The 21,093-nt window shown below is 71.4% G+C and carries 20 protein-coding genes and 1 riboswitch; of the genes, 14 read left to right on the top strand and 6 right to left on the bottom strand.

Annotation, left to right across the window (positions count from 1 at the left end; all coding sequences use genetic code 11):
* The 3 genes from ACIBB8_RS06620 to ACIBB8_RS06610 all read left to right on the top strand — a co-directional run bounded on the left by ACIBB8_RS06620 (window position 1) and on the right by ACIBB8_RS06610 (window position 3,489).
* On the top strand, window positions 1–1,383 hold the full coding sequence (locus ACIBB8_RS06620; protein ID WP_398949416.1) for a M16 family metallopeptidase: 1,383 nt from the start codon (window positions 1–3) through the stop codon (window positions 1,381–1,383).
* 207 nt (window positions 1,384–1,590) lie between these two features.
* Window positions 1,591–1,758: riboswitch (cyclic di-AMP (ydaO/yuaA leader) on the top strand.
* A 12-nt stretch (window positions 1,759–1,770) separates the two neighbouring features.
* Window positions 1,771–2,553 (top strand): M23 family metallopeptidase, encoded by a 783-nt coding sequence (locus tag ACIBB8_RS06615; RefSeq protein ID WP_398949320.1) that lies wholly within the window; start codon window positions 1,771–1,773, stop codon window positions 2,551–2,553.
* A gap of 216 nt (window positions 2,554–2,769) precedes the next feature.
* Entirely contained in the window at window positions 2,770–3,489 is a 720-nt protein-coding gene (locus ACIBB8_RS06610; protein ID WP_398949319.1) for a GntR family transcriptional regulator, read from the top strand.
* 193 nt (window positions 3,490–3,682) lie between these two features.
* On the opposite strand, the gene ACIBB8_RS06605 is transcribed toward ACIBB8_RS06610, so the two are convergent.
* Window positions 3,683–3,964, bottom strand: a complete 282-nt coding sequence (locus tag ACIBB8_RS06605; protein WP_398949318.1) for an HPr family phosphocarrier protein — start codon at window positions 3,962–3,964, stop codon at window positions 3,683–3,685.
* Window positions 3,965–4,135: 171 nt separating this feature from the next.
* On the opposite strand from ACIBB8_RS06605, the gene ACIBB8_RS06600 reads away from it, so the two are divergent.
* The 6 genes from ACIBB8_RS06600 (at window position 4,136) to ACIBB8_RS06575 (ending at window position 10,466) form a co-directional block, all read left to right on the top strand.
* On the top strand, window positions 4,136–7,090 hold the full coding sequence (locus tag ACIBB8_RS06600) for a GNAT family N-acetyltransferase (RefSeq protein WP_398949317.1): 2,955 nt from the start codon (window positions 4,136–4,138) through the stop codon (window positions 7,088–7,090).
* Between the two features lie 74 nt (window positions 7,091–7,164).
* Window positions 7,165–7,761 (top strand): DUF5998 family protein, encoded by a 597-nt coding sequence (locus ACIBB8_RS06595; protein ID WP_037701269.1) that lies wholly within the window; start codon window positions 7,165–7,167, stop codon window positions 7,759–7,761.
* Window positions 7,761–8,948, top strand: a complete 1,188-nt coding sequence (locus ACIBB8_RS06590; protein WP_398949316.1) for an alkaline phosphatase family protein — start codon at window positions 7,761–7,763, stop codon at window positions 8,946–8,948. Before ACIBB8_RS06595 ends, ACIBB8_RS06590 begins: the two co-directional genes overlap by 1 nt.
* Before the next feature lie 51 nt (window positions 8,949–8,999).
* On the top strand, window positions 9,000–9,650 hold the full coding sequence (locus tag ACIBB8_RS06585) for a thymidine kinase (protein WP_398949315.1): 651 nt from the start codon (window positions 9,000–9,002) through the stop codon (window positions 9,648–9,650).
* 76 nt (window positions 9,651–9,726) lie between these two features.
* The gene (locus ACIBB8_RS06580; protein WP_398949415.1) at window positions 9,727–10,050 is read left to right on the top strand and encodes an ArsR/SmtB family transcription factor; all 324 of its coding nucleotides are present in this window, start codon (window positions 9,727–9,729) and stop codon (window positions 10,048–10,050) included.
* A complete protein-coding gene (locus ACIBB8_RS06575) occupies window positions 10,047–10,466 on the top strand; it encodes an SRPBCC domain-containing protein (RefSeq protein WP_398949314.1) in 420 nt (139 codons plus the stop codon). Before ACIBB8_RS06580 ends, ACIBB8_RS06575 begins: the two co-directional genes overlap by 4 nt.
* A 28-nt stretch (window positions 10,467–10,494) precedes the next feature.
* Here ACIBB8_RS06575 and ACIBB8_RS06570 read toward each other — a convergent pair whose 3' ends face one another.
* Window positions 10,495–11,271 carry a VOC family protein gene (locus ACIBB8_RS06570; protein ID WP_398949313.1) on the bottom strand — a complete coding sequence of 259 codons (777 nt, stop codon included), beginning with the start codon at window positions 11,269–11,271 and terminating at the stop codon, window positions 10,495–10,497.
* A 232-nt stretch (window positions 11,272–11,503) separates the two neighbouring features.
* Between ACIBB8_RS06570 and ACIBB8_RS06565 the strand changes: the two genes are divergently transcribed.
* Window positions 11,504–12,331, top strand: a complete 828-nt coding sequence (locus ACIBB8_RS06565) for a sulfurtransferase (protein ID WP_398949312.1) — start codon at window positions 11,504–11,506, stop codon at window positions 12,329–12,331.
* 100 nt (window positions 12,332–12,431) lie between these two features.
* Here ACIBB8_RS06565 and sepH read toward each other — a convergent pair whose 3' ends face one another.
* Entirely contained in the window at window positions 12,432–13,487 is a 1,056-nt protein-coding gene (sepH, locus tag ACIBB8_RS06560; RefSeq protein WP_398949311.1) for a septation protein SepH, read from the bottom strand.
* A gap of 495 nt (window positions 13,488–13,982) precedes the next feature.
* Here sepH and ACIBB8_RS06555 point away from each other — a divergent pair, with 495 nt between their 5' ends.
* Window positions 13,983–15,104 (top strand): hypothetical protein, encoded by a 1,122-nt coding sequence (locus tag ACIBB8_RS06555; RefSeq protein ID WP_398949310.1) that lies wholly within the window; start codon window positions 13,983–13,985, stop codon window positions 15,102–15,104.
* Between the two features lie 18 nt (window positions 15,105–15,122).
* Here the strand turns inward: ACIBB8_RS06555 and ACIBB8_RS06550 are convergent, their stop codons facing one another.
* On the bottom strand, window positions 15,123–16,445 hold the full coding sequence (locus ACIBB8_RS06550; RefSeq protein ID WP_398949309.1) for a D-arabinono-1,4-lactone oxidase: 1,323 nt from the start codon (window positions 16,443–16,445) through the stop codon (window positions 15,123–15,125).
* Entirely contained in the window at window positions 16,402–17,649 is a 1,248-nt protein-coding gene (locus ACIBB8_RS06545; RefSeq protein ID WP_398949308.1) for an MFS transporter, read from the bottom strand. The genes ACIBB8_RS06550 and ACIBB8_RS06545 overlap by 44 nt, the downstream gene beginning before the upstream one ends.
* 166 nt (window positions 17,650–17,815) lie before the next feature.
* On the opposite strand from ACIBB8_RS06545, the gene ACIBB8_RS06540 reads away from it, so the two are divergent.
* Together ACIBB8_RS06540 and ACIBB8_RS06535 are read left to right on the top strand one after the other, a co-directional pair.
* On the top strand, window positions 17,816–18,943 hold the full coding sequence (locus ACIBB8_RS06540) for a ferrochelatase (RefSeq protein WP_398949307.1): 1,128 nt from the start codon (window positions 17,816–17,818) through the stop codon (window positions 18,941–18,943).
* Between the two features lie 42 nt (window positions 18,944–18,985).
* On the top strand, window positions 18,986–19,804 hold the full coding sequence (locus ACIBB8_RS06535) for an inositol monophosphatase family protein (protein ID WP_398949306.1): 819 nt from the start codon (window positions 18,986–18,988) through the stop codon (window positions 19,802–19,804).
* A 102-nt stretch (window positions 19,805–19,906) separates the two neighbouring features.
* On the opposite strand, the gene ACIBB8_RS06530 is transcribed toward ACIBB8_RS06535, so the two are convergent.
* Entirely contained in the window at window positions 19,907–20,080 is a 174-nt protein-coding gene (locus ACIBB8_RS06530) for a hypothetical protein (RefSeq protein WP_398949305.1), read from the bottom strand.
* Between the two features lie 356 nt (window positions 20,081–20,436).
* Here ACIBB8_RS06530 and ACIBB8_RS06525 point away from each other — a divergent pair, with 356 nt between their 5' ends.
* Window positions 20,437–21,090 carry a response regulator transcription factor gene (locus ACIBB8_RS06525; protein ID WP_358860390.1) on the top strand — a complete coding sequence of 218 codons (654 nt, stop codon included), beginning with the start codon at window positions 20,437–20,439 and terminating at the stop codon, window positions 21,088–21,090.
* Window positions 21,091–21,093 lie beyond the last annotated feature (3 nt).

Here is a 21,093-nt window from a genome sequence, read left to right as displayed (position 1 = left end):
ATGGAGTACCACCCGCAGCCGACCCCCGGCACGGCCAGGCCCTGGGCCTTTCCCGCACCCGAGCGCGGCGCCCTGCCCAATGGGCTGACGGTGCTGCGCTGCCACCGTCCCGGCCAGCAGGTCGTCGCGGTCGAGATCTTCCTCGACGCCCCGCTGGACGCCGAGCCCGAGGGCCTCGACGGCGTGGCCACGATCATGGCGCGGGCCCTTTCCGAGGGCACCGACAAGCACTCCGCCGAGGAGTTCGCCGCTGAGCTGGAGCGTTGCGGCGCCACTCTCGACGCGCACGCCGACCATCCCGGCATGCGGGTCTCCCTGGAGGTTCCGGCCTCCCGGCTGGCCAAGGCGCTGGGTCTGGTCGCCGAGGCGCTGCGGGCGCCCGCGTTCGCCGACAGCGAGATCGAGCGACTGGTGAACAACCGGCTCGACGAGATTCCGCACGAGCAGGCCAACCCCGCCCGGCGTGCCGCCAAGCAGCTCTCCAAGGAGCTCTTCCCGGCCACGTCGCGGATGTCACGCCCGCGCCAGGGCACCGAGGAGACGGTGGAGCGGATCGACTCCGCGGCGGTGCGCGCCTTCTACGAGGCCCATGTCCGGCCGTCCACCGCGACCGTCGTCGTCGTCGGCGACCTCACCGGTATCGACCTGGACGCCCTGCTCGCCGACACCATCGGCGACTGGACCGGGAACACTGTGGAGCCCCGTCCGGTCCCGCCGATCACCGCCGACGACACCGGCCGCGTGGTGATCGTCGACCGTCCGGGCGCCGTGCAGACGCAGCTGCTGATCGGCCGCATCGGCGCCGACCGGCACGACAGTGTGTGGCCGGCCCAGGTCCTCGGCACCTACTGCCTGGGCGGCACACTCACCTCCCGGCTGGACCGGGTGCTGCGCGAGGAGAAGGGCTACACCTATGGCGTGCGGGCCTTCGGGCAGGTCCTGCGCTCGACGGCCCCGGACTCCGCCTCCGGGGCGACCGGTGCGGCGATGCTGGCGATCAGCGGCTCAGTGGACACAGAGTCCACCGGACCGGCGCTCGACGACCTGTGGAAGGTCCTGCGGACCCTGGTGGCCGAGGGGCTGACCGACGCCGAACGCGAGACCGCTGTGCAGAACCTCGTGGGTGTCGCCCCGCTGAAGTTCGAGACGGCTGCCTCCGTCGCCGGTACGCTCGCCGACCAGGTCGAGCAGCACCTCCCGGACGACTACCAGGCGCAGTTGTACGCCCGCCTGGCCGAGACCGGCACGGTCGAGGCGACCTCAGCCGTGGTCAACGCCTTCCCGGTGGACCGGCTGGTCACGATTCTCGTCGGCGACGCCGCGCAGATCGAGGAGCCGGTCAGGGCGTTGGGAATCGGAGAGGTGTCGGTCGTCACCGGCTGATGCATCAAGCCCCGCAAAGAGGGGCGAAGAGGGGCCCTGGCGAGTCGCTTCCCGCCAGGGTCTTCCCTTTTGCCTGATTCGAGACGAAAGGTTCTTGCTTGCCCTGTGGGATGCGCTACAAAGCGCCCTGTCCGTTTGGTGAATGAAAGTACCCCCGCCTAGCGTCGGCTCCGCTGTCCGTCACTCGAATGCCGCATCCGTGGCGCCGGGCAGTGATCGCCGAGTCCCCATCAGGCGCGAGCCTGGGGAGCCGGGGACCCACACAGTCCCTGGGGTGAATCGGATGCCGCGACCTCCTCTGAGGCCCGGGATCCGTAGGAGACCTTCCTGCTCCGAACCCGTCAGCTAACCCGGTAGGCGAGAAGGAAGGAAAGGACCAGCTACTTCATGGCGTTCCCCCGCCCCACCGGGAAGCACCGTGCCCCGAGCCGCCTGAAGCGCCGGAGTGCACGCGTCGCCGGAGTCGCAACGCTGGCGACCACCGGTGTCATCGGCGGACTGGCCTCTCCGGCCCTCGCCACGGATGCCGAGGTCCCTTCCGGCGATGAAACCGGTCTGACCCAGATCGTCGCCATCGAGGATGCCCTCGCCGACCAGGTGGCCACCCAGGCCGAGGTGCAGAAGCGCCAGGCCGACGTCGCTGCGAAGGCTGCCGAGGCTGCCAGGGCCGAGGCGGCGGCGAAGGCCAAGGCCGAGGCCCGCGCCAAGGCGGCCCGTGACGCGAAGGCCCGCGCCGCCCGTTCCGCCGAGCGCACCCGCCTGGGATCCTTCCAGCTCCCGGTCGCCGGTTCGTACGTCACCACCGGCTACAAGTCGAGCGGATCCCTCTGGTCCTCCGGCCGCCACTCGGGCATCGACTTCCATGCCGCCTCCGGCAGCTCCGTCGTCGCCGTCGGCGCCGGCACGGTCGTCGAGGCGGGCTGGGGCGGCGCATACGGCAACAACATCGTGCTGCGGATGACGGACGGCACGTACACCCAGTACGGCCACCTCTCGTCGATCGGCGTCTCCGTCGGCCAGAGCGTCGGCGCAGGTCAGCAGATCGGCCTCTCCGGCTCGACCGGCAACTCCACCGGACCGCACCTCCACTTCGAGGCCCGCACCACGCCTTCGTACGGCTCCGACATGGACCCCGTGGCGTACCTGCGCGCCCATGGCGTGAACGTCTGACCGACGTCCCATCCACAACATGCCGAAGGCCCCGGCTTCCGCCGGGGCCTTCGGCATGTCCGTTCCTGCCGAACCGCCCCGCGGAACCGCCACCGGGCCAAAGGATATTCATGGTTTTCGGTCCGGCTTCGGAAATGCGGTCGCCTTGCAATAGAGTCACGGAACAGGCGTCGATCGGTCGCGTTTCGCGGGGGATTAAGGCGGAGGGGTTCGGACATGCGCATTCCGGCGCAATCGGTATGCACGGCAATCCGTGACGACATCGTCTCCGGTGTCTTCGAGCGCGGCGGCAGACTCACCGAGGAGCTGCTCGCGCGCCGTTACGGGGTCTCCCGGGTCCCGGTGCGGGAAGCGCTGCGCACCCTGGAGTCCGAGGGCTTCGTGGTCACCCGCCGACATGCCGGTGCCTGTGTCGCCGAGCCCACCGAGCAGGAGGCCGCCGACCTTCTGGAGGTACGGATGCTGCTGGAGCCGCTGGGTGCGGCCCGCGCCGCTCAACGCCGCACCGAGGCGCACCTCAAGGTGCTGCGCGGCCTGGTCAGGCTGGGGCAGGACAGAGCGCGGCGGGGTACGGGGGAGGATCTGCGCTCCCTGGGCGGCTGGTTCCACGAGACGCTCGCCCAGGCGTCCGGCAGCCCCGGGCTCATCGCGCTGCTCACCCAGCTACGCCACAAGATCGCCTGGATGTACGCGGTCGAGCAGCCGGCCCGCCTGGCCGGTTGCTGGGGCGACCGTGCAGCCATCGTGGACGCCGTGGCGCGCGGCGACGCGGAACGGGCCAGGGCGCTGGCCGCTCAGCACGCCGCGCGGGCCGCCGCCGCGCACCGGCTGCGTCGCGCGGACGGTGCTTCGGGCCGTGATGCCGGCGCCCCCTGTTCCGGCGGTCGGGTGAGGACTTCGCAACATGCCGTAAACACCGCGAGCGACCGGCATTAACACCTGCGCTGTATAAAAAGTGAATTAAGTGCGCAGGGATTTCTTTGGGCTGCACAAAATTCGCTCCAGAGGTATTGCCGGTATCAGAAAACGCAGGAGTCACGGCCCCGGTTGGGGGTGTCGCGGCTCCGGCGCAGAAATGCGCCCGACAGGAACCGGCCGGAAAGGCTTCCCCCTGATCGGAACCCTGCAATCAGACGGTCTCCGGGAGTTCCTCGAGTCCTTCGGTGACCAGCTTCGCCAGCCGGTCGAGCGTCGCCTCCGCGTCGTCCGCCTCGGAGGCGAGTACGATCTCCTCGCCGCCGTGCGCGCCGAGACCGAGCACCGCGAGGATGGAGGCGGCGTTCACCGGGGGGCCGTCGGACTTGGCGATCGTCACGGGGATACCGGACGCCGTGGCGGCACGAACGAAGATGGAGGCGGGGCGGGCGTGCAGGCCCTCGGCCCAACCGACATTGACGCGACGCTCAGCCATGGTTCTGCCCTTCACGAATCAATGGTTGTCTAGACCAGCCTCTCACGCAGTGCGCCGTCGGCCGCCGACCCGCGACCCGGCCCCAGCCCGTGCTGCACGGCTGATCGGAGCTCTCAGACTGCCCCGGCCCCGGGCCCTACGCGACCGCTGACCGCGCCGTAGGCTTTGCCCATGCAGCCCACGCCGGAGCAGAGTCCGCACCACGCGTACCCCGACCACTGGGAAGCGGATGTGGTGCTCCGCGACGGCGGTACGGCCCGTATCAGGCCCATCACCACGGACGATGCCGAGCGCCTGGTCAGCTTCTACGAGCAGGTCTCCGACGAGTCGAAGTACTACCGGTTCTTCGCTCCTTACCCCCGTCTGTCCGCCAAGGACGTCCATCGCTTCACCCATCACGACTACGTCGACCGGGTGGGCCTCGCCGCCACGGTCGGCGGTGAGTTCATCGCCACCGTCCGCTACGACCGGATCGACGCGAACGGCCGGCCGGCCTCCGTCCCCGCCGACGAGGCAGAGGTCGCTTTTCTCGTCCAGGACGCGCACCAGGGCCGTGGCGTGGCATCGGCGCTCCTCGAGCACATCGCAGCAGTGGCGCGTGAGCGCGGCATCCGGCGCTTCGCCGCCGAGGTGCTGCCCGCCAACACCAAGATGATCAAGGTGTTCCGTGACGCCGGGTACACCCAGCAGCGCAGCTTCGAGGAAGGCGCCGTCCATCTCACCCTCGACCTCGAACCGACCGCCGAGTCCCTCGCCGTCCAGCGCGCCCGTGAGCAGCGGGCGGAGGCGCGGTCGGTGCAGCGGCTGCTCGCACCGGGGTCCGTCGCCGTCATCGGCACCGGGCGTACCCCCGGCGGGGTCGGCCGCACGGTTCTGCGCAACCTCCTCGGCGCGGGCTTCACCGGCCGTGCGTACGCCGTGAACAGCTCGTTCGCCGCAGACCAGGGAACGATCGACGGCGTCCCCGCGCACCGCTCCATCGGCGAGATCGGTGAACCGGTGGACCTCGCGGTCGTCGCCGTGCCCGCGGACCGGGTCCCGGAGGCCGTCGCCGACTGCGGCGAACAAGGCGTCCAGGGCCTCGTGGTCCTCTCCGCCGGATATGCCGAATGGGGTGCCGAAGGCAGGGAAAGACAGCGCGAACTGGTCCGCCAGGCCCGCTCGTACGGCATGCGCATCATCGGCCCGAACGCCTTCGGGATCATCAACAACGCGGACGCCGTACGGCTGAACGCCTCCCTCGCCCCCGAGCCGCCCGCCCCGGGGCGCATCGGTCTGTTCACGCAGTCGGGCGCTATCGGCATCGCCCTGCTCTCCGGGCTCTACCGGCGCGGCGCGGGTCTGTCGACGTTCATCTCCGCGGGCAACCGCGCCGACATCTCGGGCAACGACTTCCTCCAGTACTGGTACGAGGACCCGGACACCGACGTCGCCCTGCTCTACCTCGAATCCCTCGGCAATCCGCGGAAGTTCACCCGCCTCGCGCGGCGCACCGCGGCGGTGAAGCCGGTCGTCGTGGTGAAGGGAGCCCGGCACAGCGGCAGCACCCCGCCCGGTCATGCGGTGCCGATCAGCCGGATCCCGGACGCGACCGTCTCCGCGCTCATGCGGCAGGCGGGCGTGATCCGCGTCGACACGGTGACGGAGATGGTCGACGCGGGCCTGCTCCTCGCCGACCAGCCCCTCCCGGCGGGTCCCCGGGTCGCGATCCTCGGCAACTCCGAGTCCCTGGGCCTCCTCACGTACGACGCCTGCCTGGCCGAGGGGCTGCGCCCGCGCCCGCCCCGCGACCTCACCACCGCGGCCACCCCGCAGGACTTCCGGGATGCGCTGGCGGAGGCACTTGCCGACCGGAGCTGCGACGCGGTGATCGTGACAGCGATCCCGTGGGTCGGCGAGAACGGCCAGGCGGAAACAGGTGACGGCGAGGTCCTGGCAGCCGCGCTGCGCGCGGCGGCGGCCACGGGGCCGGCCAAGCCGGTGGCCGTGGTCCACGTGGAGATCGGCGGCCTGGCGGAGGCGCTCGCGGCCGCCAGCAGCACGGTCGCGGCGCCGCGGGCGGCCGCGACGGCTGCCCCGGGTGCTTCGGCCGCGGCAGTCGGCAAGGGCACCCCGCGCGTCACGAGCCCCACAGGCGCTTCAGCCACGCCGAGCATCACCGGCGCCCCAGCCGGCTCAGCTCCGCCGGATCCCCCGGCCCAGCCGAACGCCCCCGGCTCCGGTGCCCCCACGCCGTCTGCTCCCTCCACCGGCCGGATCCCCGCCTACCCCGCCGCCGAGCGTGCCGTCCGTGCCCTCGCCGAGGTGGTGAAGTACGCGCAGTGGCGACGGCAGGCCGCGGTGCCCGGCAAGGTGCCCGAGTTCCTTGAGGACACCATCGACGAGGCAGGCGCCGCCGAACGTATCGACGCACTCCTCGGGCCCGACCCCGATCCCCGGGGCCGTCAGCTCAGCCACGACGAGGCGCGCGAACTCCTGGGCCGCTACGGCATCTCCGTGCGGCCGACGCTCCCCGCCCCCGACCCGGACGCCGCCGTCGCCGCGGCTGCCCGGCTCGGCTTTCCGGTGGCGCTCAAGACCACCGCGCCTCATCTGCGCCACCGTGCCGACCTCGGCGGCGTCCGGCTCGACCTCGCGAACGAGACCGCGCTGCGCCGGGCGTACGGCGAGCTGACCGACTTGCTCGGCAAGCCCACCGAGCTGCAGCCGGTCGTCCAGTCCATGGCACCGCGCGGCGTGGACACCGTCGTGCGGGCCACGATCGACCCGGCGGCGGGCGCCGTCCTCTCCTTCGGCCTCGCGGGCGCGCCCTCCGAACTCCTCGGGGACACCGCCCACCGCCTCGTGCCGGCCACTGACCGCGACGCCGCCGAACTGATCCGGTCCATCCGGGCGGCCCCGGTTCTCTTCGGCTGGCGGGGCTCGGCGCCCGTCGACACCGCGGCGCTCGAGGAACTGCTGCTGAGGGTGTCCCGGCTCGTCGACGATCACCCCGAAGTGGTCTCCGTCGCACTGGAACCGGTCGTGGTCGCCACGCAGGGGCTGACTGTCCTCGGCGCGACCGTCCGACTGTCGCCGCCACCGGTCCGTACCGACCTCGGCCCCCGTCGCCTGCCCAACTACTGAATCCACCGACGATCCGCCGCAGGCCCTGTCCACTGCGTCCCCGGCAGTCATCCACCCCCCGTAGGATGGTCCGTATGGCGAAGACCGGTACGACGACCCAGGGGCTGCGCGCAGCGATCGAGCGCAGCGGCTACTACCCGGCCCTTGTGGCCGAGGCGGTGGAGGCCGCCGTCGGGGGTGAGCCGGTCGCTTCGTACCTGGTGCACCAGGAGACGACCTTCGACTCCAACGAGGTGCGCAGGCACGTCACGGTCCTGGTCCTGACGGACAACCGTTTCATCGTCAGCCACACCGACGAGCAGAACGCGGACACCAGTTCCCCGTCGCCGTACGCCACCACCTCCACCGAGTCCGTCAAGCTGGACCGGATCTCGTCGGTGGTGGTCAGTCGCGTCGTGGCCGACCCGGAGAAGTACGTCCCGGGCACACTGCCCCGCGAGGTCGTCCTGACCATCGGCTGGGGCGCGGTCTCCCGCATCGACCTGGAGCCCGCCGCCTGCGGCGACCCCAACTGCGAGGCGGACCACGGCTACACCGGCAGCTCCACCGCCGACGACCTGAGCCTGCGGGTCAGCGAGGCCGGTGACGGCCCGGACACGGTGCGGCAGACCCTTGCCTTCGCCCAGTCCCTCTCCGAGGCGACGGCCGCGACCGCGGCTACCGGCCGCTGATGGCCCAGCCGGCCTGGCAGGACCCCGTTCTGCTCCCTCTCGACACCGCTCCCGTCCCCGCGTACGGCAGCGGTTCGCTCGCCGATCTGCTGCCGACGCTCGTCGCCGGACAGGGCGTGCCCGGCTTCACGGCGGCGATACCGGAGCTCACCCCCGCCGACCGGAACTGCGTCTTCCTGATCGACGGACTCGGCTGGGAGCAGATCAAGGCCCATCCGGACGAGGCGCCGTATCTGCACTCGTTGCTCCCCACCTCCCGTGGGGGCACGGGCCGTCCCATCACGGCGGGCTTCCCGGCCACCACCGCGACCTCGCTCGCCTCGGTCGGTACGGGGCTGCCGCCCGGCGCACACGGCCTGCCCGGCTACACCGCCCGCAATCCGGAAACCGGCGAGCTGATGAACCAGCTCCGCTGGAAGCCCTGGACCTCGCCGGCGGTCTGGCAGCCGTATCCCACCGTCTTCCGGCTCGCCGACGAGGCCGGTGTGGCGACCGCGCAGGTCTCCGCCCCGACCTTCCAGCACACCCCGCTCACCGAGGTCGCGCTGAGCGGCGGCACGTTCCACGGCAGGCTCTCCGGCGAGGACCGGATGGACCTGGCCGCGGACCGGCTCGCCGCCGGTGACCGGTCGCTCGTCTACACGTACTACAGCGAGATCGACGGCAAGGGGCACCGCTTCGGCGTCGACTCCGACGCCTGGCGCGGCCAGCTGATGTACGTGGACGGTCTCGTGCAGCGCCTCGCCGAGCAGCTCCCGCCCCGCTCGGCGCTGTACATCACCGCCGACCACGGCATGATCGACATCCCGTTCGACGAACAGTCCCGGATCGATTTCGACGAGGACTGGGAGCTGCGCGCGGGCGTCGCCCTGCTCGGCGGCGAGGGCCGGGCCCGCCATGTGTACGCCGTCCCCGGCGCCGAGGCCGATGTGCTGGCTGTCTGGCAGGAAGTGCTCGGCGAGCAGTTCTGGGTGGCGAGCCGGGACGAGGCGATCGCGGCCGGCTGGTTCGGTCCGAAGGTCGACGAGCGGGTGTACGGCAGGGTCGGCGACGTGGTGGCGGCCGCCCGCGACGACGTGGTGGTCACCGCGTCCGTCCAGGAGCCGCACGAATCGGCGATGGTGGGCATGCACGGCTCGATGACCCCCGTCGAGCAGCTCGTCCCGCTCCTCGAAGTACGTTCGTAACCCGTTTTTCTCCCTCCCGCCCTTGCTGAACCGAAAGGTGTTCACCCCCTCATGCCCGAGCTTGTGTTCTTCTCCGGAACGATGGACTGCGGAAAGAGCACGCTGGCGCTGCAGATCGGCCACAACCGGTCGGCCCGCGGGCTGCAGGGCGTCATCTTCACCCGTGACGACCGGGCGGGCGAGGGCAAGCTCTCCTCGCGGCTGGGGCTCGTCACGGAGGCCGTCGAGGCCGACGAGGGCATGGATGTGTACGCCCATCTCGTCGACCACGTCACCCGTGGCGGCCGGGCGGACTACGTGATCGTGGACGAGGCGCAGTTCCTCGCCCCTGTACAGATCGACCAGCTCGCCCGGATCGTCGACGACCTCGGCCTGGACGTCTTCGCGTTCGGTATCACCACCGATTTCCGGACGAAGCTGTTCCCCGGGTCTCAGCGCCTCATGGAACTGGCCGACCGGGTCGAGACCCTTCAGGTCGAAGCGCTCTGCTGGTGCGGTGCACGGGCGACGCACAACGCCCGGACGGTGGGCGGCGAGATGGTCGTCGAAGGCGCCCAGGTCGTGGTGGGGGATGTCAACCAGCAGACGGACGAGGTCGGTTACGAGGTGCTGTGCAGGCGCCACCATCAGCGAAGGATGACCAGTGCGACGGCCCGCGCGGGTGTGCTGTCGCCGGACGTCCTTCCGGTGACATCCGGCTGAGGCGCCGGACCCGCGGAGCCCCTCCTTCCATATCTCGTCTCCGCGCGCTTGACGTGTCGGAAATTTCCGACGCATGATGGTGGGCATGGCGGAAGCAGATGTTTTCGGCGCTCTGGCCAACCCGGTCCGGCGCACACTCCTGGAAGCTCTCCGTGACGGCCCACGCGCGGCCGGCGATCTCGCCGGCGCGTTCGAACTGAGCAGGCCTGCGGTCTCCGAGCATCTGGCGGTGCTCAGGGGTGCGGGGCTGGTGCGTGAGGAGCCGCGCGGACGGTACCGCTACTACCACCTGGAAGCAGCTCCACTGGCCGAGGCGGCCGAGTGGCTGCATCCCTTCGAACGCTACTGGCGGGCCCGGATGGGCGCGCTGAGCGATCTGATCGACGAGGAGAACCGATGACCAGCACAGACCCGGCCGTCATCCATGGCGACCAGTTCATCGCCCATCCGCCGGCGGCGGTCTGGCGGGCGCTGACCGATCCTGAACTGCACGCGCGGTGGTGGGCCGCCGGTGATGTGCGGCCTGTTGTGGGGCACCGCTTCACCCTGGACATGGGGCCCTGGGGCCGGCAGGCGTGCGAGGTGCTCGCAGTCGAGCCTGAGCGTCTTCTGCGCTACAGCTTCGCCCCTGGCTCGCTGGACACCACCATCACCTGGCGGCTTCACCCCGAGGGGACGGGCACCCGGCTGTTTCTGGAACATGCCGGGTTCGACGTCGACTCGCCCCTGGGCAAAGCGGCGTTCCACGGCATGGGCGACGGGTGGCCGGACGTCCTGCGGCGCATCGAACCGGTGCTCGCCGGTGAGAGCCGCTAGGAGGACGTGCCCCCCACGGCGTGAGGGATCACTGTTCGTCGGGCCGTACGATCGCGAAGGCGGCGCCCTCCGGGTCCGCGACCGTCGCCACGCGCCCGTTTGTCCCGTCCCGCGGGGGCTGCAGCACATGCCCGCCGAGATTCACCACCCGTGCGGCCGCCTCATCGGTGTCGGCGACCTCGAAGTACGTCATCCAGTGCGGGCCCCGGTCGCGCGGCAAGGCGCGGCCGACGCCGTGCAGCGAGGCCACCGGGCGGCCGTTCAGGTGCAGGGTCTGGTGGTCGAAGTCGGCCGAGACCACCGCCTCTGCGTCGTAGCCGAAGACCGCCTGGTAGAACTTGGCGACCGTCGAGGTCTCGCGGGTCACCAGCTCGTTCCAGACCGGGGTGCCGGGGACCCGTGCCAGCGCCGTACCGAGATGCGCGGCGGCCTGCCAGATCCCGAAGACCGCACCGCTCGGGTCGGAGGCGATGGCGAGCCGGCCGGCCTCACTGGCGTCCAGCGGCCCCACGGCGACGGTTCCGCCGCAGGAGCGGATGGTCTCCGCCGTGACGTCGGCGTCGTCGGTGGCCAGATAGGTCGTCCAGGCGACCGGCAGGTGCCGTTCCGGCGGCAACTGCCCGATGCCCGCAACCTCCTGCCCGTCGATCAGCGCCCGCACGTACGGTCCCAGTTGCTGCGGGCCGGGCCTGAACTCCCAGCCGAACAGCTCCGCGTAGAACGTCTGGGTCGTGGACAGGCCGTGCACGATCAGACTCACCCAGCAAGGTGTTCCGGGTGTGCGCCGAACGGCAGCCTCGGTCATCGTCACTCTCTCCTCGGACCATCGTGGTGGCCGTACGGGGGAACGGGGCCGACGCGCCGTCTGGCGGTGCGGGATGTGCGCGCCCCGTGCAGATGCTTGCACCACCCGGCGCGCGATGCGCCCCGGCCGCGCCGCATGTTCCCGGATCTCGACAGAGGAAGTCCGGTTTGATGCGGTACATCCGTTTAAGTGTTATTACACGTGGGCGGGCTTCTGCGCGAGGATGGCACCCATGAAGCCCATCATCTCCGCATTCGAATGTGCGAGCGAGTCGGCGGGGCCACGTCCGCCGGTGCTCTTGGACGTGCGCTGGCAGCTCGGTGGACCGCACGGCCGTCCCGACTACGAGGCCGGGCACATCCCCGGTGCGGTCTTTGTCGATCTGGACGCGGAACTCGCCGGTCCGGCAGGCAGCGGCGGCCGTCATCCACTGCCCGACCCCGAGGAATTCGGCGCCGTGATGCGCCGCGCCGGGGTCTCTCGCGACACTCCGGTCGTGGTGTACGACGGCGGTCAGGGCTGGGCCGCGGCACGCGCCTGGTGGCTGCTGCGCTGGACGGGCCACCCGGACGTCCGCGTACTGGACGGCGGTCTCGCCGCCTGGGGCGGCGAACTCTCCAGCGAGTCGCCCACCCCGGCCGAGGGCGACTTCAGGCCCGAACCGGGTGCGCTGCCCCTGCTGGACGCGGACGGCGCGGCAGCGCTGGCCCGCTCCGGACTGCTGCTCGACGCACGGGCCGCGGAGCGCTACCGCGGCGACGTGGAGCCGATCGACCGGGTCGGCGGCCACATTCCCGGTGCGGTCTCGGCCCCGACGTCCGAGAACACGGGTGGTGACGGGCGGTTCCTGCCCGCGGAGGAGTTGGCAGCCCGATTCAAGGAACTCGGCACGGACGGGGCGCCGGAGGTCGGCGTCTACTGCGGCTCCGGGGTCTCCGGCGCGCACGAGGTGCTGGCCCTGGCCGTCGCGGGAATCCCCGCCGCGCTGTACGCGGGCTCCTGGTCCGAGTGGTCCGCCGACGAGTCCCGGCCGGTGGCCACGGGCCCCGACCCCCAGTAGCGGCGCCACCCGGAACTGCGGTGACCGGTTCCGGAAGCAGACCGCACGAGGGCCCGTACGCAGCGGCGTACGGGCCCTCGTCATGCCACGGTCACCCGGGTCAGTCCTGCTTCTTGCGGCGGGTGCCGAAGACGATCTCGTCCCAGCTCGGCACTGCGGCCCGGCGGCCCGGACGGACACCGTCCGCCTCCGCCTGGCGGTCGGTCGTTCCGGTCAATCGGTCGCGGTGGCCGGCCACCGCGCGCGGCATCAGCACATCCGCATAAGCGGAACCGGCGCCCGCGGAGGCTGCCGCGGCCGGCGGCTCGTCCGCCTCCGGCTCCTGCGCGGCGGGCTCGGTCGTCGGCGGCTCGGGCCGCTCCGGCACCACCATGTCGCCACGGAAGCTCGGTACTGCCTCCAGCAGGCTGGTCAGCGAGTCACGCTCACCGGCCGAGACCCCGACGATGTGCTCCTCCGGTTCGGGCGGAGGCGGCGGAGTGGGCCGTTCCATCTGACGGTCGAGCGCACGGTCCAGCGGCCGGTCGCGCGGCAGTCGGGCGATCCGGGGCACGAACGGGAAGCTCGGCTCGGGCGCGGCGACATCGTCGGTCTCGCCGATCAGTGAACGCGCCTCGTCGTCCACGGCCTGGACCAGCCGTCGCGGCGGGTCGTACGTCCAGCTCGCCGAGTGCGGCTCGCCCGCGACCCGGTACACCAGCAGGACCTCCCAGGTGCCGTCGTCACGACGCCAGGAGTCCCACTGGACGGTTTCCTTGTCGGCGCCGCGCAGCAGGAGGCGCTCCTGCACCGCCTCGCCGAGCTGGGGGCCGGTGTTCTCGCCGGGACGGCGCACGGGAGTCTTCCGGGCCCGCTCGGCCATGAAGGCGCGCTCCGCGAGCACGGGGCCCTCGAAGCGGCGGACGCGGTCGACCGGAATTCCGGCGAACTGAGCGACCTCCTCCGCGGAGGCACCGGCTCGTATCCGCGCCTGGATGTCGCGGGGGCGGAGGTGGCTCTCCACCTCGATCTCGATCTGGCCGAGCCGCGCGCGGTCGTTGCGCACAGCGGCGCGCAGCCGCTCGTCGATCGGAAGCGTGTACTCCGTGCTGTCCGCAGCCTTGAGCACCAGTCGTGTGCCGTCGTTGGAGACGGCCACGACACGCAGTTCGGGCATGGGGACCTCCCGGGTGGTGCCTGCCGACGTCACGTGCGTCGCTGCTTCCGCTAGTCGAGTGTGGCCTGCCCGGGTGCAGCCTGCCACAACATTGCCGTGTTGCCCGGCGTGTCGGGCGTGAACCCTGGATCGCCGGTATGACACGGTGACCTTTGCGCAACGCTGAGTGACCAAATGTCACCCCGCGTAGCTGGCCCCCGTGCGATGCCGTGGCGCCGCCGGATCGAGTGCCTCCTTCGGCCCCGTCCCGAAGGTCCCGGACCCCACGTGGGAGTCCGGCCCCAGGGCTCGCCACAGTACTCCATTCGGGCCACGTGGGTGGACCGGCGCGCCGTCGAAGTTCTCAGCGGATGCGGGAGTCCAACTACCCAACTGGACGCGAAATGCCCATGACGCGTGTCCTGCTTCACAGAATCACCTGAAGTGGAACTATTCACTTCGCCCGATTGTCCCTTCCTGTTGCATGGTGGGAGAGATGTCAATCAAGGGCTGGAAATGGTGCGGAAGCCGGAAAGTGACACAGAACCCAGAGAGAGGCGTATCGATCTGAGCCTGCCGCAGGTGGCCGGCAGTGCAGTGGCAGCGGTCGCGGCGGCAGTGGCGGCCTCGCAACTGGGTGTGTACGGAACGATTCTCGGCGCCGGAGTGATGAGCATCGTCGCCACCTGCGGCGGCTCGGTCTTCCAGCACTTCTTCCGTCGAACGGGTGAGCAGATCCGCGAGGTCACGGGCCACGCGAAGCTCACGGGCCGGGAGACCCGCAGGGCGAGCGGGACGCGTGAGGTGCGGGACGCGTACGGAGCGGCGGATCCGCAGGAGGCGCGCGCGGCACGCGACGTGGCGGAGCGTGAGACGTGGGGTGCTCACCGGCCGCCCGAAGGATCCGCGGACGCGACGGCGGTGCTGCGCACGGTCGCAGCCGACCCGGACCGTACGCAGCTGCTGGAGCCGCTCGCCGATCAGGAGACCCGACCGCTGAGGCCCCTCGACACGGACGGGACCCAGCTGCTCACGTCTCCCGACACGGATGGGACACGGCTGTTCGAGCCACGTCCCGGGGACGGGGCCCGGCGGCCGGTGCCGCACGGCCCGGTTCCGGACGAGGAGTTCTCCGCGTCGACCACCCACGGCACCCGCATCCGCGGCTGGAAGCGGTCGGCCGTCGGGGCCGCTGCGGTCTTCGCCGTGTCGATGGCCGGGATCACCACGTACGAGCTCGTCTCCGGCGGCGATCTGAGCGGTGGTCACGGAACGACCGTGGGATCCGTCGTACGCGGCGGCGAGCGGGGCTCGGAGCCCGCCGACCCGGCTCCGTCCGTCAGTACGGACCCGGGCCAGGGGCGGACGCCAGGTCAGGAGAGCGGCGGGACGCCGGGCGCGGACTCGCAGGGCGGGCAGAGCCCGAGTCCAGGCACCGGCCAGGGCGACCGCTCCACGGCCGAGCCGACGCCCGCGCCCACACCGCCGAGCTCGGGCGGCAGCCCGGCGGCTCCGGCTCCCACGCCCACTCCGACGGCCCCCGGCGACTCCAGCAGCGTCGCCCCGGACCCCACCGGTGCGGGTGTCGCACCGGGGCAGGAGGCACCGGCCACGACCGGGACGGGCACCGGCCTGTGACCGTCCCGGTCGTAGCGGTCAGTCGCCCAGGACCCGGCGCAGATAGTCGTTGGCGAAGAGCCGGTCCGGGTCCAGGCGGTCGCGCACGGCGGTGAACTCGCCGAATCGCGGGTAGACCCCGGCCAGGTACTCCGCATCGCGGGTGTTGACCTTGCCCCAGTGCGGGCGGCCGTCGTGCGCGGTCATGATCCGCTCGACCGCGGTGAAGTACGCCTGGTAGGGCGTGCCCTTGTACAGATGGACGGCGATGTACGCGCTCTCCCGGCCCGAGGCCGTGGAGAGTGCGATGTCGTCCGCGGGGGCCGTGCGGACCTCGACCGGGAAGCTGATCCGCAACGGCGACCGGTCGACCATCGCCCTGACCTCGCGCAGCGCCTCCGTCGCGGCCTCGCGCGGCAGGGCGTACTCCATCTCCACGAAGCGGACCCGGCGCGGGCTGGTGAAGACCTTGTACGGGATGTCCGTGTACGTACGGGCCGACAGGGCACGGCTGGAGAGCTTGGCGATCGACGGGATGGTGGCGGGGACCGCCCGCCCGAGCGAACAGGCCACCTGGAAGATCCCGTTGGAGAGGAGCTCGTCCTCGATCCAGCCGCTGACCCTTCCGGGCGGAGCGGCGGGGCCCGCGCTGCGGTTGTTGCGCTTGGTGTTGCAGTTGCCGGTGTGCGGGAACCAGTAGAACTCGAAGTGCTCGTTCTCGGCGACCAGTTCGTCGAAGTCGGCCGTGACCTTGTCGAAGGTCATCGGCTCCTCGCGGGCCGTCAACAGGAAGACCGGCTCCACGGCGAACGTGATCGCGGTGATGACACCGAGTGCGCCGAGCCCGATCCGGGCGACGGCGAAGATGTCGGCGTTCTCCTTCTCGGAGCAGGTCAGCACCGTGCCGTCCGCCGTGACCAGTTCGAGGGCGCGGATCTGGGCGGATATGGACGCCGAGTCGCGGCCGGTGCCGTGGGTGCCGGTCGAGGTGGCCCCGGCGACCGTCTGCTCCATGATGTCGCCCATGTTGGTGAGCGACAGGCCCTCCCGGGCGAGCGCGACGTTGAGCCGCTTCAGCGGGGTGCCGGCGTCGATGGTCACCGTCATCGCCGTGCGGTCGATCTCGCGGATGCCGGTGAGCAGATCGGGGCGGATCAACAGACCGTCGGTGGCGGCGGTCGCGGTGAAGGAGTGTCCGGTGCCGACGGGCTTCACCTTCAGGCCGTCCTCGGACGCCCGCCGCAGCGCCTCGGCGAGCTCGTCCACGGAGGCGGGGGAGACGGCCCGGGCCGGACGCGCGGTGACATTCCCCGCCCAGTTACGCCACGCGCTCGTCGTCGTCCGTGCGTAGGTGTCGGTCATCTTCCCCGCGCCTTCCCGTAGGAACCGGCTTGGCAAGCCGGCGATGCCCCAGGAACGCCACCGCGGCCGCGAGCGCTCCCGCCGCGATGGGCACCGCGTACCCCGCCTTCGCCCCGGACGCGTCGACGACCCAGCCGGCGGCCGAGGAGCCGAGCGCCACGCCGACCGCGAGCCCGGTACTGGTCCAGGTCATGCCCTCGGTCAGCTTGGTGCGCGGTACGTGCTGCTCGACGAGGGCCATGGTGGTGACCATCGTCGGTGCGATGGCGAGACCCGCGACAAAGAGCGCCACGGCCAGGAACGGCAGGCTCCCGGCCAGTTGGAGGGGGATCATACTCACGGCCAAGGCGCACACCCCCATCAGCCACCTGGTGGACGCCCTCCCCTTGAGACGGAGCAGTCCGAAGACGGCTCCGGCGAGGCAGGACCCCAGCGCGTACACGGCCAGCACCAGGCTCGCCGCGGCCTTGTGCCCCTGGTCCTCGGCGAAGGCCACGGTCACCACATCGACCGCGCCGAAGATCGCGCCGGCCGCCACGAAGGTGCCCACGAGCACCTGGAGACCGGGGGAGCGCAGCGCCGAGCCGTCGGTGTGCTGCTCGCGCGGATGCGGGACCGGCTCGGTGGCGCGCTGGGCGGTCAGCCAGACGACGCCGACCAGCAGGAACCCGGCGGCCAGCAGGGGACCCGCCTCCGGGAACCAGGCGGTGGACAGACCGATCGAGATGATCGGCCCGAAGATGAAGCACACCTCGTCGACGATCGACTCCCACGAGTACGCCGTGTGCAACTGCTGCGGCGAGCCCCGGTAGATCTCCGCCCAGCGGGCCCGGATCATCGACCCCACACTGGGCACGCAGCCGGCCCCGGCGGCGAACACGAAGAGTGTCCAGTCCGGCAGCCGCTGCTGTGCGCAGATCAGCAGCCCGGCCACCGCCGCCAGCGCGACGACGAGGACGGGGCGCAGGATGCGGCGCTGCCCGTGCCGGTCGACCAGCCGGGAGACCTGCGGTCCCAGCACTGCCGCCGACATCGCCAGCGTCGCGGAGAGCGCGCCCGCGAGACCGTAACGGCCGGTGATCTGGGAAACCATGGTCACCACACCGATGCCCATCATGGACAGCGGCATCCGGCCGAGGAATCCGGCAGCCGAGAACCGCTTGGTGCCGGGGGCGGCGAAGATCGCGCGGTAGGGACTGGGCAAGGAGGGCTCCGGTACGGCGAGGTCACACGGGGTGGCAGGGATGGTGTCAGGCGCGAAGGTGGCCGATACAGCTTACGGGCGGCGCACGGCGTCCGGCGCCGGGGCGCTGGTACGCCGATGGATGTCGGCTGGAGCGCTGTCACAGGCGGGTGGCAGGATCGTTCCCATGTCCGAACTGCGCGCTCCCGCCCCCTACGACGCCCTGCTGCTGCTCTCCTTCGGCGGACCCGAGGGCCCGGACGACGTGGTCCCGTTCCTCGCGAACGTGACCCGCGGCCGCGGCATCCCCGAGGAGCGGCTGAAGGAGGTCGGAAAGCACTACTTCCTGTTCGGCGGCGTCAGCCCGATCAACGCCCAGAACAGGGCCCTGCTGGACGCCCTGCGCAAGGACTTCGCGGACCACGGACTCGATCTGCCGGTGTACTGGGGCAACCGCAACTGGGCGCCCTACCTCACCGACACCCTGCGCGAGATGGTTGCCGACGGACACCGCCGCATCGCCGTCCTCGCCACCAGCGCCTACGCCTCGTACTCCGGCTGCCGCCAGTACCGCGAGAACCTCGCCGAGTCGCTGGCCGTGCTGGAGGCCGAAGGGCTGCCGGTGCCGCGCGTGGACAAGCTCCGGCACTACTTCAACCATCCGGGCTTCGTCCGGCCCATGGTGGAGGGTGTCCTCACGTCGCTCGCCGAGCTTCCCGAAGAGGCCAGGGCCGGGGCACACCTCGCCTTCACCACACACTCCATCCCCACCTCCGCCGCCGACACCTCCGGCCCCGAGGAGGCGCATGGCGACGGCGGCGCGTATGTCGCCGAGCATCTCGATGTCGCCCGGGTGATCGTCGACGCGGTGCGCGAGGAGACCGGTGTCGCGTATCCCTGGCAGCTCGTCTACCAGTCGCGCAGCGGTGCCCCGCACATCCCCTGGCTGGAGCCCGACATCTGCGACCACCTGGAGGCGCTCCACGGGGCGGGCGTGCCCGCTGTGGTCATGGCCCCCATCGGCTTCGTCTCGGACCACATGGAGGTCCTGTACGACCTCGACACCGAGGCCACCGCGAAGGCCGCCGAGCTCGGTCTGCCGGTGCGGCGGTCCGCGACGGTCGGTGCGGACCCGCGGTTCGCCGCGGCCGTGCGCGAGCTGGTCCTCGAGCGCGCCGCCACCGAGCGGGGACGCACGGTGGAGCGGTGCGCGCTCGGGGCGCTCGGTCCGAGCCATGATCTCTGCCCCGTCGGCTGCTGCCCGGCCCGTGCCCTCAAGCCCGCCGCGGCGGGCGCCGACAGTCCCTACGCCTAGGAGCGCTGTACCTCTGTGACCCCTGTGAGCCCTGTGCCCTCTGTGGCCGATCCCGTCCTGTCCGAACTGCTCGGCCTCGCCCTGGAGGCCGCCCGGCGCGCCGGTGCGCTGCTCCGCGACAGCCGCCCCGCCGATCTCGGGGTGGCCGCGACCAAGTCCAGCCCCATCGACGTCGTCACCGAGATGGATATCGCCGCCGAGAAGCTGATCACCGGCTTCCTCGCCGAGCGCCGCCCCCAGGACGGCTTCCTCGGCGAGGAGGGTGCCAGCTCCGCGGGCAGCAGCGGCATCCGCTGGGTCATCGATCCGCTCGACGGCACGGTGAACTACCTCTACGGTCAGCCGACCTGGGCCGTCTCCATCGCAGCGGAACGGGACGGCGAGCGTGTCGTGGGCGTGGTGGAGGCCCCGATGCGCCGTGAGACGTACCACGCGGTCCTCGGCGGCGGCGCGTACGCCAAGGGCGGCGCGTACGGCGACGGCACCGCGCTGCGCACCCGGCCCGCACCGCCGCTCGACCAGGCGCTGGTCTCGACCGGCTTCAACTACGTCACCGACGTCCGTGCGCACCAGGCTGACGTCGCCCAGCAGCTGATCCCGAAACTCCGCGACATCCGGCGCAGCGGCTCGGCCGCCGTCGATCTCTGCGATGTCGCCGCGGGCCGGCTGGACGGCTACTACGAGCGCGGGCTCCACCCCTGGGACCTCGCCGCCGGTGACCTGATCGCCCGGGAGGCCGGCGCCCGCACCGGCGGCCGGCCCGGACTGCCCGCCGACGGCGACCTGACCGTGGCGGCGTCACCGGGCGTCTTCGAGCCCCTGCAGATCCTGCTGGAGGATCTGGGCGCTTGGCACGACTGACGCACCCGGCCGCAAAGCGCCTGGGGCGCGCTGTCGCGGGCGTTCACGACAGCACAGGGCCCCCGGCGTCATGGAGGATGCCGGGGGCCCTGTGCCGACTGCTCAGACGGCCGTGGCGCCGACTTCGACACCGTGCTCGGCGGCGAGGCGGTGCAGGTCGTCCAGCTCTCCCTGCTCGACATCCGCGAGGAAGTCGTCGCCCGTCTCGCGGGCCCTGGTGAGGTCGGACTCGGTGGTCTTGATCCGCTGCAGCAGACCTGCGGTGAAAGCGTCCATGGTGCGCCCCCTCATCGTGGGTCGGTGGCACGGGGGTGTGCCCGGGTTTCCCTCCGCCAGGGGCGGTAGGGCGGTGATCACGCACTCTCCGGGGACGGAGCGGCCGTGGTGCGCCACATGCATGGCGTGATCGCGGGTGTGAACTCGTCTTCCCCAGGCCCTGGCTCAGAGAAACCTCAACTGGCCCGGAAATCCGTTGAATTCCCCGAAGTCGCAGGTCGTGCCGCGCCGCCTTACCGCCGGTTTATGCGCGTTGCAGGCAGGATGGTGCCGGACAGACAGTGCTGCTGAGCCGGGCCGATCACGGTCCGTGGGCTCATTCGAACGTTCTGAAGTTTCTAAGGAAGGAAAGCGCCGTGCGTGTACTCGTCGTGGAGGACGAGCAACTGCTCGCCGATGCGGTGGCCACCGGATTGCGCCGGGAGGCCATGGCGGTCGACGTCGTGTACGACGGTGCGGCGGCCCTGGAGCGCATCGAGGTCAACGACTACGACGTCGTGGTGCTGGACCGGGACCTCCCCCTGGTGCACGGCGACGACGTCTGCCGCCGGATCGTCGAGCTGGGCATGCCGACCCGAGTGCTCATGCTTACGGCCTCCGGGGACGTAAGCGACCGGGTGGAGGGCCTGGAGCTCGGCGCCGACGACTACCTGCCGAAGCCGTTCGCCTTCAGCGAGCTGACCGCGCGGGTACGGGCCCTGGGGCGCCGTACGACGGTCGCGCTGCCGCCCATCCTGGAGCGCGCCGGCATCAAGCTGGACCCCAACCGCCGCGAGGTCTTCCGCGACGCGCAGGAGATCCAGCTCGCGCCGAAGGAGTTCGCGGTGCTGGAGGTGCTGATGCGCAGCGAGGGCGCGGTCGTCTCCGCGGAGCAGCTGTTGGAGAAGGCCTGGGACGAGAACACCGACCCGTTCACCAATGTGGTCCGGGTGACGGTCATGACCCTGCGCCGCAAACTCGGGGAGCCACCGGTCATCGTCACCGTGCCCGGCTCCGGTTACCGGATCTGAGGC

Origin of the sequence: Streptomyces sp. NPDC051286 (assembly GCF_044455345.1) — a bacterium.
Classification (GTDB): domain Bacteria; phylum Actinomycetota; class Actinomycetes; order Streptomycetales; family Streptomycetaceae; genus Streptomyces.
This window is presented reverse-complemented; position numbering and strand designations above follow the sequence as displayed.